The 16,170-nt window shown below is 57.9% G+C and carries 13 protein-coding genes; 11 read left to right on the plus strand and 2 right to left on the minus strand.

Going from position 1 to position 16,170, the window contains the following annotated elements; genetic code table 11:
• Nucleotides 1-257 precede the first annotated feature (257 nt).
• On the plus strand, nucleotides 258-443 hold the full coding sequence (locus tag JNX00_RS22570; RefSeq protein WP_345774098.1) for a BPSL0761 family protein: 186 nt from the start codon (nucleotides 258-260) through the stop codon (nucleotides 441-443).
• A gap of 572 nt (nucleotides 444-1,015) precedes the next feature.
• Here JNX00_RS22570 and JNX00_RS06965 read toward each other — a convergent pair.
• A complete protein-coding gene (locus JNX00_RS06965; protein ID WP_204744493.1) occupies nucleotides 1,016-1,636 on the minus strand; it encodes a hypothetical protein in 621 nt (206 codons plus the stop codon).
• Nucleotides 1,637-1,784: 148 nt separating this feature from the next.
• Between JNX00_RS06965 and JNX00_RS06970 the strand changes: the two genes are divergently transcribed.
• The 5 genes from JNX00_RS06970 (at nucleotide 1,785) to JNX00_RS06995 (ending at nucleotide 7,969) form a co-directional block, all read left to right on the plus strand.
• On the plus strand, nucleotides 1,785-2,612 hold the full coding sequence (locus JNX00_RS06970; protein WP_204744494.1) for a LysR substrate-binding domain-containing protein: 828 nt from the start codon (nucleotides 1,785-1,787) through the stop codon (nucleotides 2,610-2,612).
• 596 nt (nucleotides 2,613-3,208) lie between these two features.
• Entirely contained in the window at nucleotides 3,209-4,366 is a 1,158-nt protein-coding gene (locus JNX00_RS06980) for an ABC transporter substrate-binding protein (RefSeq protein ID WP_204744495.1), read from the plus strand.
• A 26-nt stretch (nucleotides 4,367-4,392) separates the two neighbouring features.
• Nucleotides 4,393-5,436: a branched-chain amino acid ABC transporter permease gene (locus JNX00_RS06985; protein ID WP_204744496.1), complete on the plus strand. Its 1,044-nt coding sequence runs from the start codon at nucleotides 4,393-4,395 to the stop codon at nucleotides 5,434-5,436.
• 62 nt (nucleotides 5,437-5,498) lie between these two features.
• Nucleotides 5,499-7,205: a branched-chain amino acid ABC transporter ATP-binding protein/permease gene (locus JNX00_RS06990; protein ID WP_239478269.1), complete on the plus strand. Its 1,707-nt coding sequence runs from the start codon at nucleotides 5,499-5,501 to the stop codon at nucleotides 7,203-7,205.
• Entirely contained in the window at nucleotides 7,205-7,969 is a 765-nt protein-coding gene (locus JNX00_RS06995) for an ABC transporter ATP-binding protein (protein ID WP_204744498.1), read from the plus strand. The genes JNX00_RS06990 and JNX00_RS06995 overlap by 1 nt, the downstream gene beginning before the upstream one ends.
• Before the next feature lie 169 nt (nucleotides 7,970-8,138).
• On the opposite strand, the gene JNX00_RS07000 is transcribed toward JNX00_RS06995, so the two are convergent.
• A protein-coding gene (locus JNX00_RS07000) for an IS3 family transposase (protein WP_239478259.1) occupies nucleotides 8,139-9,361 on the minus strand; the annotation gives its coding sequence in 2 pieces (ribosomal slippage) (nucleotides 8,139-9,103 and nucleotides 9,103-9,361; 1,224 coding nt in all).
• Between the two features lie 56 nt (nucleotides 9,362-9,417).
• On the opposite strand from JNX00_RS07000, the gene JNX00_RS07005 reads away from it, so the two are divergent.
• The 5 genes from JNX00_RS07005 to tynA all read left to right on the plus strand — a co-directional run bounded on the left by JNX00_RS07005 (nucleotide 9,418) and on the right by tynA (nucleotide 16,070).
• Nucleotides 9,418-9,969, plus strand: coding sequence for a MarR family transcriptional regulator (locus JNX00_RS07005; protein ID WP_204744499.1), 552 nt, complete (start codon nucleotides 9,418-9,420; stop codon nucleotides 9,967-9,969).
• Nucleotides 9,970-10,273: 304 nt separating this feature from the next.
• Nucleotides 10,274-11,536: a Rieske 2Fe-2S domain-containing protein gene (locus JNX00_RS07010; protein ID WP_204744500.1), complete on the plus strand. Its 1,263-nt coding sequence runs from the start codon at nucleotides 10,274-10,276 to the stop codon at nucleotides 11,534-11,536.
• The gene (locus tag JNX00_RS07015; RefSeq protein ID WP_204744501.1) at nucleotides 11,520-12,473 is read left to right on the plus strand and encodes a PDR/VanB family oxidoreductase; all 954 of its coding nucleotides are present in this window, start codon (nucleotides 11,520-11,522) and stop codon (nucleotides 12,471-12,473) included. Before JNX00_RS07010 ends, JNX00_RS07015 begins: the two co-directional genes overlap by 17 nt.
• A 127-nt stretch (nucleotides 12,474-12,600) precedes the next feature.
• Nucleotides 12,601-13,527 (plus strand): 3,4-dihydroxyphenylacetate 2,3-dioxygenase, encoded by a 927-nt coding sequence (gene hpaD, locus JNX00_RS07020; protein ID WP_204744502.1) that lies wholly within the window; start codon nucleotides 12,601-12,603, stop codon nucleotides 13,525-13,527.
• 233 nt (nucleotides 13,528-13,760) lie between these two features.
• Complete coding sequence (tynA, locus tag JNX00_RS07025) at nucleotides 13,761-16,070, plus strand: primary-amine oxidase (RefSeq protein ID WP_239478270.1); 2,310 nt, start codon at nucleotides 13,761-13,763, stop codon at nucleotides 16,068-16,070.
• Nucleotides 16,071-16,170 lie beyond the last annotated feature (100 nt).

Genomic DNA, 16,170 nt, shown 5'->3' on the forward strand with positions numbered 1-16,170 from the left:
AGTCCGACTCAGCATGCGGCTTGTTCAAGCAGATGACGTCATCCAGATCCAGGATCACGAGGGGGCGGCTGGGAGCGGCCAAACGCGACGGGTCAAGCGTGAGCAAAGGGGCGGCAGCGCTCATGAGGGGGTGTAAGGGGTTGACAAAACATATCGTATTCGATATGTTTTCATGACGCCAGCACCGACCCTTCATCCCCTGCACTTGCGAACGAGCGGAGGACGTGGATGTTGTGCCCCATCACAAGGACATGGAGATGACCATCCCGTTCGAGCGCACTCGCGCAGTCTTGCAAACGCGAGAGCTCCTCAAGCGCTTGATGGACCCAAAAGATACCCCGCGCGTGCCACGTTGGCTCCGAGGGCAGGCGAAGTCGCTGCTGCGTCATTATCCGGGCCATCAGGCTCTTCGGTCGTCTTCTTCGCATAAGCCATGCGACTAGTCATTCTTGGTTCCATCGATGACGCCCTGAACGGTTGTGGTGCCGGACAGCCTGTTATAGGGGGGAGCGGGTCCAAACAGGTCAGGCACATCTCTGTGGACTCGCTCAATGTCGGCAAACGTAGGGTAGCCTCAGACCGGAAGTAGAAGAAGTGTTCGACACCCTGGAGCCGCTCACCCGTAAGCAGCACGACGCGATCTCATCGGCGGAGCCAAAGAACGGAGGAACCGTATTCGAATCCGTGATTTGGTCAGGACGTCCTCGCTCATCGACGGGGTTCTGACTTGCACTAGGCACCTTGGCGAGTGAAAAAGTGCCTGCCCCACCGACCTGACGGATCACGCTTGTGGCGGTTAATCAGGATGCAGCATGGGCTGTAAGCAGAGGTTCTCGCAGACAACGGCCCCGATGGGGCCGTTGTGTTTTTCACCTACGTGTGCGCATTCGCGAACCCGAGGTGGAATCATGTAGCGATGGACTTGTTCCGATGGGCATCTCCCTGAGCAGAGAAAATCCGATGGCTCGAAGTTGACTACCTTCGTCAGGTCCTCGGCGCTGTCGCGTCCTGAGTTTCAATGCACCAAGTCGTCTGGTCCCGCTGGAGTCGCGGTGGCCTCCGGCAAGCCTGGATTCGAGTGCTCGGTAATGACAAATCCCATATCCACCTTGCCTGGCAGTCGCCCGGTCCGGTCAGCAATCATGCTCTCGATAAACCCAGGCTCTGCAAGGATGTGGAAGTGACGCAGAACCGCATCCAGGAACCCTGGCTTGTCGCGCGACTCTTCGAGTGCGTTTCCGACAGCTGACTCGATGGAGAAGTCGCCCTTCATCAACGCCAGCCTTTTGTCTGGGCCAACAAGCATGACTCGGCAGAATCCGGCCTTGTCCCAGGCCTCAAAGGCTTGAGCGACCACAGGGTCAGCCAGATTGAGCAGGAAGCTTGAGCAAGAGTTGCCTCGCCACACTTCGAAGAAAAACAGATTGCAGTCGCGCGTGCGAACAAGTCCGTGGCCCAAGGTGTGCTTTCCCGTGAGTACCGATTTGTTCAGCTGGAGCCTCAGGATGGGCACCTCAGACTTGCCGAGCTGCGCTCTGCTTGCAGCGTCCAGGTATTCGTGGCTCACAAACGAGCCCTGTGAGATGTGCCGTTCGAATGCGGCGTTGATGGGGAAAGTGAAGAAGGGTCTGCTCATTTGATGGTTCCTGGTTAAGCCGTGAAAGAGGCGGCTGAGAACCGTCTAGCACCCGGTCTTATATTTTCAGGAGAGGAGCGGCGTTCGCGATCTGAAGGCAGGCAAGGAAGAGCGGAGCATGACACGTGAACCTTTTCACATCCCCTCCATGAACCCGGTAGCAAAAGAAAAGTCCGCATTCGGCGGGCTTAGGGGAACGATGGGGCTTCTCAGCCTTTTCCGTTTACTCGCTTCATCGCACGTTTCACCTTGGCTGCGACGTTTTCGAAGGAGAACGAATTGCTTGCGTGAAGCTTTTTCACGAGTGCATCCATGCCAGGGTTGCTTCGCTTCCGTCTGCACCACGTGCTTGAAGCGAGACGGCGCGCGCCTAGCCACCGTGGCGAATTCTTCGCTTCACCACATCTGCGCAGCGCTTCTGAGATCGCATCCGGATATTCTCCTGTCGATACGCGACGGCACTGCCGCTTTGGTAACGAATCTGGTTGAGCAGGGGGTGGTTGAGTTTGGCATCACCACGCAGTTGACCTTCGGTCCTTCGATTCAGGCAGAGTCGCTAGGCCACTACGGCTTCAATCTCATACTCGCACCGGGCTCTGAAGCATCCAAGCTGATTTCTCGAAAGTCGGTGGACTGGCAGGAACTGAAGAAACTGAAGTTCGTTGGACTAAACCCGCTCAGCTCGACGCGCCTTCAGCTCGATGGTGCACTTGAATCTCTGGGACTTCACATCCCTTGGAAAGTGGAGGTAGACCAGCTGTCGACCTTGCTGTCCATGGTTCGAAATGCAGGCTATGCGTCTGTTTTGCCAACGCTATTCGACTGTGGCGCTAACGGGTTTAAAGGCATCCCCATCAGGAGACCCACCTTGACTCGGGAGCTCTTTCTCATTCGCCGACCGGACAGTCGGCGAACTGATGCCGGCGCGGCGTTCGTTCAACTTGCCAGAAGCCTCATACACGGCGTCAAACGTTGAATGTGTGACCGCTTTATCGAATCGAGCAGTTCATGACTAGTGGCGAAACGACCGAGAACGCATAGCGGTCGTAGGCCGCGAAACCTCGTTTTTCAGACCTTGGCGGGATGAAGTGACGTCGGCTTGTCCCTATTGATGAACATGCAAGTTCACCGTATTGGCAACTGAATATGCGGCCCGGCCAGTGCTTGGTGGCATCGACTGAGCTTCTCTTCTAGTTCAGCCTGGACTCGAATCGAAGAAAGGCCCGTTCTTCCATCGCAAGCGATAAGGTTGTCCTGGGCCCAGTCTGGCCAACCTTCGGTGTCATCGTCTAGGGCCAGCCACTGTTTGGGTTGGCGACGTTGGACGTCGGCCCAGATCTGCATCCCGCGCGATAGTGCTCGAAAAGCGCTCTGACCCCAGGGGTCAGCGCCGTGGATTCGTCGATGGTAGCTTTGCTGCCGTGCTGGTTCGTTGCCTTTGTGCAGCAGACCCTCTCCTAGGTCGGCGGCTTCCTGGCCGGACGAGGGGCAGGGTTAACCATTACGGATAGATGTCTCGAATTTGAGATACTTAAAGTCGAGAAACATAAATCCACTTAGGAGATCTCCCCCATGTTCCAAGGTCTGTTCCCTCGGCTGCTCTCGGTCGGACTGCTTGCATCGATTGGTGCTACTGCCGGCGCACAAGTCAAAGTCGGAGTAATAGTTTCCGCTACAGGGCCGGCCGCGTCGATCGGTATTCCGGAGCGGCGGGTCGTGGACCTCATGCCGCGTCGTATCGGCGACAAGACCATTGAGTACATCGTCATGGACGATGCCACCGATACCAACCAGGCGGTCAAGGCTGCTCGCAAATTGATGGCAGACGACAAGGTCGACGTGCTCATCGGCCCGTCGGCGTCCGCCCCGTCCATTGCTGTGGTCAACGTGGCCGCTGAGCTCTCGACCCCTATGGTCAGCATGGCTTCCAGTTCGAGGATCGTCTCGCCTGTTGATGACAAGCGCAAGTGGGCTTTCAAGGTGGTGATGGACGAGTCGGCGATGGTTGAGACGACTCTCAAGCACCTCTCTGAGACGAACAAGCGCAAGCTCGCATTCATTGGGAGTGGAGATGCCTACGGCGATGTGTGGCTCGCCGAGGTGAATCGCCTGCGTGGCAAGTACGGGGTGGAGCTCGTCGGTACTGAGCGCTTCGCTAGTTCTGATGTCACCGTGCTTGCGCAGGTTGCTAAAGTGATGGCGACTTCCCCTGATGCAGTTCTTATCGCTGCTGGCGGTACGCCCGCAGCTCTTCCGCACAAGACGCTGCGCGAACGTCAATACAAGGGCTTGATTGTTCAGACCTATGGTGCTTCGGTGCCGGAAGTCCTCAAGATTGGTGGCAAAGACATGGCAGGCACGATTGCCGCCAACTGGCTGGGGTTCGTTCCTGAGCAAATGGATAGGGACGACCCTGTTCGCCTGGCCACCGAAGAGCTGAACAAGAAGTACGAAGCCGCATATGGCGCAGGCAGTTGGAGCCCCTCCGCCGTCAACGCTTGGACGGCCTGGCAACTGCTGCAGAACGCTCTTCCTGAAGTGCTGAAGACTCAACAGCCTGGCACCCCTGCATTCCGTTCTGCACTTCGCGATCACCTTGAGAAGACTAAAAACCTCTCGACTGCGATGGGCATCATTTCGATGAGCCCTCAGGACCACATGGGCTTCGATCTTCGGTCCACCACGGTTTTCGAGCTCCGTGACGGGTCTTGGACGCGCATCGCCAAATGAAGTAGCGGCTCGTCAGGACAAGTTTCATGGATTGGTCGATAGCAGCCCTGCTGGCGCAGGACGGCGTGGTAACGGGCGCAATCTACGCGCTTCTGGGACTCGCACTCATCCTGGTTTACTCCGTGACCAGGGTTCCCTTCATCCCGATGGGAGGATTTGTCACCTACTCAGCCCTGTCGCTAAACATGATGCAGAACGGCAAGGCCCCTAGCGTGGCGGCCTTGTTGCTCGTTCTCGGGGTGGGGTGTTTCATTCTCCAGCTCCTTCAGGCCAAGCGGCAGCGTACCTTGACGCTGCAGCGAATTCTTGGATGGGCTACAGCTTGCCTTGTTGCACCGCTGCTTCTTTGCGTTGCAGCGGTGTACGTGCCGTGGACCAAAGTCCCGGGCCTGCTTCAGATGGCGTTCGTGCTCCTGATTACGGTGCCGCTGGCGCCCATGATCTATCGGCTTGCGTTTCAGCCGATTCAGGACGCGGGGGTTTTGGTGATGTTCATGGTCGCAGTCAGCATTGATGCGGTCATCGTCGGTATGGCGCTGTTGCTCTTTGGGCCAGATGGCGTGCGCAATGAAGCCTATAGCGACTTCTCTATGCAGCTAGGCAATCTGGTGGTGACCGGCCACTCGCTTTGGACCATCGGCGTAACTATCCTCCTGGTTGTTCTTCTCTACGGTTTTTTCTACTTCTCGTTGGAGGGTAAGAAATTGCGTGCGACGGCCGTGAATCGAGTTGGCGCCCAGTTGGTGGGTATCAGTACGTCGAGAGCTGGCATGTTGGCCTTTGGTTTGGCGGCGGCCATCGGTGCGATCTGCGGCATCCTCATTGGCCCGACCACCACCTTGAACAGCTCCTCGGGTGTGCTGATTGGGCTGAAGGGCTTCGTCGCAGCGGTGATTGGAGGCTTTGCGAGTTATCCCATTGCTGCCATCGGTGCGATTGCGGTCGGGGTTCTTGAGTCGTTCTCTTCGTTTTGGGCGAGCGCTTGGAAAGATGCCATCGTTTTCACACTGATCGTCCCTGTTCTCCTCGTTAGGTCCCTCTCGGGCCACCACCCCACGGACGACCACTGATTCGTATGAGAAACCCTCGACTTTGGATTCTCTTGGGAATCTGCACACTGATCGTGTTCCCGATGCTGCCGCTGAAGGGCTCTTGGCTTACGACGCTCAGCTATATCGGCATCTATGCGCTGCCTGCGCTAGGGCTGGTTTTGATCACTGGTACCGCAGGCATGCTCTCTTTCGGCCAAGCGGCCTTCATGGGCCTGGGTGCCTACACGACTGCATTGGTGGTGGGACATCTTGACTGGTCGCCCTGGCTCGGCCTGCTTGCGGGCTGGGCCTTGACGGCTGCCTGCGCCTGGATTCTTGGCGCAGTCACGTTGCCGATGTCGGGCCACTATCTCCCGATCGCTACGCTGGCTTGGGGGTTGGCGCTAAGCATTGCCTTTGCCAACTTGGAGATTCTGGGTCGCAATGATGGCTTGAGCGGCATTGTTCCTCTGTCCATCGGGGGCATGTCACTGCAGTCCCAGGTCGCCATGTTCTACGTCATCTGGACTGTGGTTCTCTTGGCGTTGCTCCTTGCAAGGAACCTGCTTGACTCGAGGCCAGGACGAGCTATTCGCTCGTTGCTAGGCGGGCAGATGATGCCGGAATCGATGGGCATCGACACCGTGAGTGCCAAACGTACAGCGTTCGTCATTGCTGCGTTGCTTTCGTCCACTGGGGGCTGGCTGTATGCCCACATGATTCGCGCGGTGAGTCCCAGTGCGTTCAGTCCGATGTACAGCCTGGAGTTCGTCTTCATGGCAGTCATCGGAGGCGCGACGTCCATCTGGGGCTCGATTGTCGGCGCTGCGATTGTGGTGTTCACCAAAGACGGCCTACAGACGTACCTCCCCAAGCTGCTGCCCTTGAGCGGCAACGCCGAAAGCGTGGTTCTGGGGGTGGCTATGGTTCTGCTACTTATCAAGACGCGCGAGGGACTGTGGCCGTATCTGGCTCGGCGATTTGGCTTGGGGACGCGGCGCTTGCAGGTGGCTGCTTCGTTCTCGGGGTTTGCTCCGCGCTCGGACGCTGTCAATGGTGGCCATCTTGTGGTGAATGGGGCTACTAAGCGATTCGGTGGCTTGGTTGCAGTGAACAAGGTGAGTCTGGAGGTTCGTCCAAGCGAGATCGTTGCGCTCATCGGTCCGAACGGTGCAGGGAAGTCGACTACCTTCAACCTGATCACAGGTGTGTTGCCGATGAACGAGGGTGAGGTCATCTTCAATGGCTCGCCCATTTCGAATGCGACCTCCCGGTCCATTGCCAAGGCGGGCATCTTCCGCACGTTTCAGCACGTCAAGTTGTTGCCCGCAATGTCAGTGCTTGAGAACATTGCGATTGGCGCTCATCTTGAGAGCAAGGGAAACGTCTTCCAGAGTGTGTTGCGACTGGATCGCTCCGAAGAGGCCGCGATTCTGGCCAATGCAGCGGAGCAGGGGCGTCGCGTGGGATTGGGTGACTGCCTGCACCTCCCAGCGGGATCTTTGTCTCTGGGGCAGCAGCGGCTGATCGAAATTGCGCGAGGTCTGGCGGGCAATCCTTCGATGCTGCTTCTCGATGAGCCTGCCGCCGGCCTGCGATTTGCGGAGAAGGTTGCGCTTGGGAAGTTGCTGAGTGAGCTTAAGCAGAATGGCGTGAGCATTTTGCTGGTCGAGCACGACATGCAGTTTGTGATGGAACTGGCTGACCGCATCTTTGTTCTTGACTTTGGGACTCGCATTGCTGAAGGAACTCCCGCTGAGATTCAATGCAGCGACGTTGTCAAGCGCGCGTACCTGGGAATGGAGTAATGGTGGTGTCGCCAATTCTGAGAATCGAAAATCTTCACGTGCTCTATGGGAAGGTTCCGGCTGTGTGCGGAATCAACCTGACCATCCAGCCCGGGAAAATTGTGAGCGTCATTGGCCCGAATGGTGCAGGAAAATCGAGCGCATTGAACGCAGTGATGGGTGTCCAACCGCCCACCGCATCTGTCGATGGGGGCGTCTGGCTAGAAGGCGTGCCGGTAGATCGTCTTACTGTCGAGTCCCGTGTGCGTAGTGGTCTAAGCCTCGTCCCGGAGCGTCGAGAGCTTTTCGGCACGATGACAGTGATGGAGAACCTTGTGCTCGGCGGGCAAAGCCGTAAGAAGGTTGCGAAAGCCCACTGGCTGGATGAGCTTGATTTTGTCTTTCAATTGTTTCCCAGGCTGAAGGAGCGGGTCGATCAGTTGGCCGCGACCATGTCGGGCGGCGAGCGTCAGATGTTGGCGCTTGGGCGTGCATTGATGGCCAAGCCGAAGGTTCTGATGCTCGATGAACCTAGTCTTGGGCTTGCTCCCTTGGTCGTGCAGGAAGTGCTTAACGCCGTCGCAAAGCTCCGGGACGCAGGGGTGTCAATCTTGTTGGTTGAGCAAAATGCCCGGGCTGCCCTGCAGATTTCTGACTACGCCTACGTTGTCGAAGGGGGGCGTGTCTCCCTTGAGGGAGATGCTCCTCAGCTGGCCACAGACGAGCGTGTGATTCAGGCGTACTTAGGGGTCGGTGGTATGCGAAAAGAGCCTTCTGCTGCGTGATAGCATGGAGATTGACCGGTCCGACCAAGACGTATTGATGACTGAAGAAGCCGAAAGAAGGTTGCCAAACGAGAGTTCAAGTGACGTCCTGGTTGCTCAGTGGGCAAAGGAGCGACCAGATGTCGACATGGAGTTGACCCGGTCCGGTGGACGGTTTCCGGTTTGATTCTCAAACCATCTGAGGTGTCCCGTCAGCATGCTGTGGTTCATGCTCGGGGGCATTGAATCGGGTCTGTTGGCTCCTTTCAAAGTTCAGGGGTGAGAGGTAGCCCAGGCCGCTGTGGCGGCGCCTGGGGTTGTACCAACCCTCAATCCAGGTGAAGACGGCCATGCGGGCCTGCGCTTTGGACTCGAAGCTGTGGCGCTCAATGAGCTCAGCCTCCAGGCTGGCGAAGAAGCTCTCGGCCATCGCGTTGTCGTAGGCATCGCCCACGGTTCCCATCGAAGGGCGAACGCCCATCTGACGGCAGCGCTCGCCGAAGGCCAGGCTGGTGTACTGGCTGCCTTGGTCGCTGTGGTGGATGACGTCTTGCGGCTTGCGCTGGGTCAGCGCCATGTTGAGCGCCGAGAGCACCAGGTCGGCCGTCATGCGCTCGCCCATGGACCAACCCACCACACGCCGGCTCCACACGTCGATGACCACCGCCAGGTACAGGAACCCCGTCCAGGTGGGCACGTAGGTCATGTCGGCCACCCAGAGCTGATTGGGGCCGCTGGCCCGGAACTGGCGCTTGACCAGGTCGTGGGCGAGTGAGTCGCGTTTGTCGCGGCGCGTGGTCACGGTGAAGCCCCGGCGGCGGCTGATGCCCCGGATGCCCGCTGTGCGCATGAGACGCGCCACACGCTGGCGGCTGATGCACACGCCTTGCTCGATGAGCTCGGCCCGCACGCGTGGCATGCCGTAGGACTCGTAGGAGTCCTTGTGAATCTGGCGAATGCGCTCGGTCATCACCGCGTTGGAGATGCTGCGCTGAGAAGGAGCGCGCTCGCGCCAGGCGTAGAAGCCGCTGGCGGAGACGCCCAGAACACGGCACATGGTGCGCACGGGGAAGTCGGCCTGGTTCGCCATCACGAGTCCGAAGACTTCGTCGAAGTCGCATCGCTGCGACCGGCAAACCAGGCCGTAGCCTTTGCCAGGATGTCGCGCTCCTGCTGCAGTTGGCGAACCTGGCGACGCAGCCGGCTGAGCTCCTCGCGCTCAGCCGTGCTCAAGCCTTCCTTGCCGGGCAACGGCTTGCCACTGTCGATAGCGGCCTGGCCGACCCAGTTGGTGATGGACTGCGCGGTGACGTTGAACTCGCGCGAGAGCTCGGCCGGCGTGCGCCCGGCACGCACCAGCTCGACCATCTGCTGTCTGAATTCCGCCGGGTACGGCGGTCTGACCTTGGACATTTGCGGCTCCTTGAACACAAAGAATGATGTGTCCACGGAACCGGGTCAACTCCAACATGGAACATTTCGGCATCCTGCTGCGTATTCGCGCGCTGGCAATGCTGATGGACCAGCAGGCCGTTGTCGTCAGCAAGGAGCTTGGCCTGAAGGGGCCAGAACTCTATCTCCTTTACGCCATTCGACGTGGAGGGGAGCCGTACAGGATGCGGCCAACCGATATCTACAAGCTGCTTCGCGTCACCTCGGGCACCATCACCTATCGCATCGATAACTTGGAGCAGGCGGGCTTGGTCACACGCATCCCTGACCCGGAGGACCGGCGCAGTGTGGTCATCCAATTGACAGACAGCGGCCGGGAATTGGTGGACAAAGCCGTCGATTCAACTTTTCGCCTGCTCGGGGAGCCGTTGACGACGATTTTCAAGGATCCTGCTGAAGTTCGTGTGTTTACCGGTGTCCTCAAGAAACTCGGTCTCCTCTACGACCGAATGATGGACGACTCTGAAAACCCGCTGGTTCACGACATGGAGTCCGACGCTGAGGTCGTCAAACCCAAGCGCGCTACGGCCAAGACGTCGACGCGCAAGGCTAGGCCTCGGCAGTCCTAGTTCTTGGGCCGGCTACGCCGGCGCAACTGGAGGTGCCGCATCTCCTGAGTAGGGGAGTTTGCGCTCCCTGGAATCCTCTAGGCCCCCCTCGTATCTCGAAGCTCCGAATTCTGCGGAGCATGTCGCATGGATGCGCCGTGCGTCACTGCGCGCGGCCTTAGTCAAGACGCTCATCTAGCCGCCTGCGACCCTACTCCTACGTGGGCCTCACCAGGTCTTCAAACTGGGGTTAACCCTTGGTTTTCATGTGCAAAAGTATCTTAAAATTGAGATTCCTAAACCTGAGACATCGAAGGAGAGCCCCATGGAAACCAAACCGATTCAGTTGATGGGTCGTGCGTACGGGCGCAGCGCGCCGCATCCTGATGAAGACCTGGTTCGTTGCGGTCCGGGCACCCTTGGCGGCGAGCTGTTGCGGCGCTACTGGCAGCCAGTCGCGCTTTCCACCGATGCGGGCAGTCTCCCCAAATCCATCCATGTGTTGGGCGAAGAGCTGATCCTCTTCCGGGATGGAAAAGGTCGTCCCGGCCTGCTGTACCCGCGCTGCGCTCACCGTGGTACTTCGTTGTTGTACGGTCGCGTTGAAGAAGACGGCATTCGTTGCTGCTACCACGGCTGGAAGTTCGACGCCCAAGGCGTGATTCTGGATATGCCGTGCGAGAAGATGACGCCGACTACCAGCGCGGTGCGTCAGCCCTGGTACCCGCTACACGAGCACCATGGGCTGATCTTTGCCTACATGGGCCCACCGGAAAGCCAGCCCGCCTTCCCGACGTTCTCCATTACAGAAGGTCTTGAGGAGGACGAGGAGGTGTTGGCAATTCAGACCACGTGTGGCCCGAACGGCCCGCATCCGAAAATTTCTGCACGCGCCGACTACAACTGGTGGCAAACGTTTGACAACTTCATGGACCCGTTCCACGCCGTGGTCACCCATTACCTCATCAACGGCACCCAGTTTGTGCCTAGCCTCGGAATCCTTCCCGAGGTGAAGTTCGAATACATGCCCGACGGTGTGCGAACCGTGCAGCATCGCACCCTACCGGATGGTCGCCTCCACCAGCGAGTAAGCCAAGTGATTCTGCCGAACATGCACTGCACACCTGGTGTCACTGATGATGACCTGGGCAAGGCAAATCTCGGCTGGATTGTCCCGTCAACCGACGAGTCGTTCCTGCATTTCCACTTGTTTCGCAAGAAGAAGGGCGTGAACCCGTTTGCGACGTTCTACAACGTGGGAATGCTCACCGATGAATGGGGTCCTAAGCACGGACGTCCATTCCTGGAGTGGTCGCTCGAGGATCATCAGTTGTGGCAGACGGACTACGTCGCGCAGAAGGGCCAGGGAGACATCAACCTTCACTCCGAAGAGCATCTGACGGGAATCGACGCCGGCATCGCAATGATGCGTCGACTCTTCAAGAAGCAGGCCGCTCAAGTGGCTGCTGGCTCGAATCCCATTGGTTCGATCCCCAGTGAGTCCTACTTTGTGAACATCGTGGCTGGCAATGCCATCCTCGATCCAGCGACCAATGAGTGCATCGCGGGGCATGATGGCCGAAAATGATTTGATCAGCCTGCGGCTAAAGGGAGTCAGCTGGCACAACGAACTCGTCAATAGTTATGAGTTCGTCAGCGCCGATGGCGCTCACCTGCCTCCTTTTACGGCAGGTGCGCACGTCGGACTGGTTTTGCCGGTCGGCGAGCGCAGCTACTCTCTTCTAAATGACCCTTCCGAGACGCATAGGTACGTGCTGGGCATCGCTCGCGAACGCAATGGTCGTGGCGGTTCGGATTACATCCATGAGCAGCTGAAAGTCGGGGCCGTCCTAATGGCCAGTCCTCCGAAGAATCTCTTTCCTTTGCATGAAGGGGATGCACCTGCACTGTTGATAGCTGGTGGCATTGGAATCACACCGATGCTGAGCATGGCCGCTCATATGGAGGCTTTGGGAAGGCCATGGAGGCTCGTTTATGCAGTCAGAGGTGTAGAACAGGAAGCCTTCTCGAGCGAGATCAGTCGTTGGCCAGGAAAAGTCACCGTCCACCGTGACAAGGACGCCGGGGGAGTGCTCGATCTGAAGAAGCTTGTCGAAGAAGCCGCCCCGGAAACCCACTTCTATTGCTGTGGGCCTGGGCCAATGCTCGCGTCGTACGTGGAGGCATGCGCTTCGAGACCTCAGGAAAACGTCCATCTGGAGCGTTTCTCTGCGGAACTTCCCCCGCCTGTCAACTCGGGCGGATTCGAAGTTGTTCTCGCCAAGTCGGGGAAATGCATTCGAGTGAAAGAGGAGCAGTCCATTCTGCAGGCTCTAGAAGAGGCTGGCGTCAGCGCTCCTCGTTCTTGCGAGCAGGGCATCTGTGGTGTGTGCGAGACACGACTCCTGGACGGGATTCCAGACCACCGAGACAGCTTGCTGTCCGAGCAAGAGCGAAGCGCTAACAACGTAATCATGATCTGTTGCAGCCGAGCGTTGACACCTTCTCTTACCCTGGATCTCTAGCTAGATGCGCTTCAGTGAAGATTGCGGTCGATCCAGATAAAGGAATGTCGTTGAAGCTCGCGGCTACTGGACTGTCGGATGTAGCGTACGAGCGCGCGTTTGCGCCACGACATCAATAGGATTTGACATGGGAAAGCTCGCTCTCGTCGCCAAGATCACCCACGTTCCCTCGATCGTGCTCAGCGAGATCGACGAAGGGCCGCGCAAGGGCACGCGCCAGGACGCCATCGATGGCCTCAAGGACATCGGCCAGCGTTGCAGGGACATGGGCGTCGACACCTTCATCGTGTTCGACACCCACTGGCTGGTGAACGCCAGCTACCACATCAACTGCGCGAAACACTGGCAGGGCAACTACACCAGCAACGAGCTGCCGCACTTCATCGCCAACATGCCCTACGCCATCCCCGGCAACCCCGAACTGGGCAAGCTGCTGGCCAAGGTGGCGAATCAGATGAAGGTGGACACGCTGGCCCACGACGGCACCACCCTCGCGCCCGAGTACGGCACCCTCGTGCCCATGCGCTACATGAACCCCGACCAGCACTTCAAGGCCGTGTCCGTGTCGGCCCTGTGCATGGCCCACTACCTCAACGACAGCGCACGCCTGGGCTGGGCCCTGCGCCGCGCCATCGAGGACGAATACGACGGCACCGTCGCCATCCTCGCCAGCGGATCGCTCAGCCACCGCTTCGCGCAGAACGGCCTGGCGCCCGAATACGCCTTCAAGCTCTGGAGCCCGTTCCTGGAAACCATGGACCACGAGGTGGTGCGCATGTGGCAGAGCGGCGAGTGGAAGGCCTTCTGCGAGATGCTGCCCGAGTACGCCGTGAAGGGCCACGGCGAAGGCTTCATGCACGACACGGCCATGATGCTCGGCGCACTCGGCTGGAGCGAGTACGACGGCCACGGCGAGGTCATCACGCCGTACTTCGGCGCTTCGGGCACGGGCCAGATCAACATCGCTTTCCCTGTGACATCCGTGACTGGTCGGGCGATTCCGAACTCGCAAGCCTCTTCCGCGCAGGGCTTTCAGGCTGCCTCTCGGCTCTGAAACTTCTCGTGCCTCACCTGAAGGATCCTCGATGCGGCGTTCTGAGACGTTCCGTTGCAGAAGGTGGACACGAAATGCCTAACATCGTTCGGTAACGTCCACCCGTCGTTGTCTCAGCCGGTTGACATCTCAAGAGCGGAGACCCCCCTTCTTTTGCCAGAACTGGATAACTGCAGTGGTCGGAAGTCGGTAACTTTGGCGGTTCTACATCGCCTCGTTCCGATAAACGCATCATGAAGAAACCAGTCGACCTGCCGCCACTCATCAAGAGTCTTCTGCCTCTGCGCGCGACTATGGCTGCTCTTGTCCTTGGCGCGACAGTGGTCTCCCTTTCAGTTCCGGATGCGCTAGCCCACGGCGCAGCAGCCAAGATGCTTCCGTTGAAGCAGACTGTTGAGGACTTTGGTGGAGTGGTCAAGTGGGACGACTACACAGGAGTCTTCACGATCTCCCGCCATGGGGTCATCGTGAGACTGAAACCTGACTCCAAGGAAATCCTGGTAAACGGCAATCCACACAAGCTGGATGTTCCAGTTGTGATGCGCAAAGGAACTGCCTACGTTTCTCACGACTTCGTCAACCAAGTTTTTCAATCTGGTTTGGACAAAACCTTCGTCGTGGAGAAGGCACCACATCCTGTCAATCCGCTGAGCGTGGAAGAGATCCATCAGACCGTCGAAATCCTAAAAAGCGCAGGTCGCTATAAGCCGAGCTATCGCTTCACCGAGATAGTCGTTAGGCGGCCACCAAAAGATCAAGTCTGGGCTTTCGCACTCACTGGTGCCCCAGTTCAAGAGGGGCGTCAAGCAGACTTTGTGATTCTTGACGGTAAATCCCTCATCGAGGGCGCGGTCGACCTGGCAAGACGAAGTGTGACGAAGTGGACTCCTGTCCCAGGTGCTCACGGCATGGTGCTACTTAACGACTTTGCAGACGTACAGGCTGCAGTCGAGGCGAGTCCTGAGTTTGCTCAGGCGCTTGCCAAGCGCGGCATCAAAGACGTGAAGAAGGTGGTTAGCAGCCCACTTACCGTGGGCTACTTCGATGGAAAAGACGGCTTGAAGCAAGAGGATCGACTCTTGAAGGTGGTGAGCTACCTGGACGTTGGCGACGGAAACTTCTGGGCTCACCCCATTGAAAACCTAGTTGCGATTGTCGACCTCGAGAAGAAGGTCGTAGTCAAAGTCGAAGACGGAGGCGTCATACCTGTACCAATGAAGCTTACCCCTTACGACGGCCGAGACAAAATCGCTGCTGAACCACACAAGCCACTCGACATATTGGAACCTGAGGGGAAGAACTACACCATAGCAGCAAACACCCTGCATTGGCGCAACTGGGACTTTCACGTTCGTCTTGATTCACGTGTGGGCGTGGTCCTTTCAACCGTCACCTACAGGGATAAGGGGGTGAAGCGAAAGGTGATGTATGAAGGTTCTCTCGGAGGGATGATTGTCCCGTACGGCGATCCAGATGTTGGCTGGTATTTCAAGGCGTATCTCGACTCAGGCGAGTACGGGATGGGTACGCTCACATCTCCCATCGAGCCAATGAAGGACGCTCCGCAGAACGCCGTCTTCATGGACGCGGTGATTGCGGACTACGCTGGAAAGCCGATGAAGATTCCTCGAGCGATAGCAATCTTCGAACGCTATGCTGGACCGGAGTTCAAACATCAGCCGATGGGTGGCCCCAACGTGAGCGTAGAGCGCCGGGAACTGGTTGTTCGCTGGATCAGTACTGTAGGCAACTACGACTACATGTTCGACTGGGTTTTCTCGGAGAACGGAACAATCGGAATCAATGCTGGAGCAACCGGCATTGAGGCCGTAAAGGGCGTTGTCACTCGAACCATGCAGGACCCCACTGCACTTGAAGACACGCGATTCGGTACTCTGTTGGATCACAACATAGTGGGAACTACCCATCAGCACATCTACAATTTCCGCCTGGATCTGGACATCGATGGCGAGTTGAACACTCTCACTGAGATTGATCCTGTGGTTCTGCCAAACACTCGTGGCGGTCCTCGCACAAGCACGATGCAAACCACACAGAGAACCGTCGATAGTGAACTGAGTGCCGCTCAAAAATTTGACCCGTCGACCATTCGTCTCTTGAGTAACCCATCCAAGAACAACAAGGTGGGCAATCCAGTTTCTTATCAATTGATCCCCTACGCTGGGGGAACTCACCCAATCGCAAAGGGCGCTGCATTTGGGAAGGATGAGTGGATAAGTCATCGCCTGAGCTTCATGGATCGGCAGATATGGGTAACGCGATACAGCCCGGACGAGATGTTTCCCGAAGGTAAGTATCCCAATAGGTCGAACACTGACACGGGTCTTGCGCAGTTCACTAGTGACGACCAGCCAATTGTCGGCACGGACAACGTGGTGTGGCTGACAACGGGTACCACTCACGTTGCGCGAGCCGAGGAGTGGCCCATCATGCCAACCGAATGGGTCAACGTCCTGCTGAAGCCCTGGAACTACTTCGACGAGACCCCGACGCTGAACCTGAGCCGGCCGGCGAAGAGGTGAAGTGCAGCTTGTGGCGATGCGTTTCCGGCACGGAATGCCATGAACGTACAGCCTAGTGCTAGATCCGGATGTCGAAAGTGCCGCCCTTCGGTGGCTGCTT

Source organism: Hydrogenophaga sp. YM1, assembly GCF_016903055.1.
Lineage (GTDB): Bacteria > Pseudomonadota > Gammaproteobacteria > Burkholderiales > Burkholderiaceae_C > Hydrogenophaga > Hydrogenophaga borbori.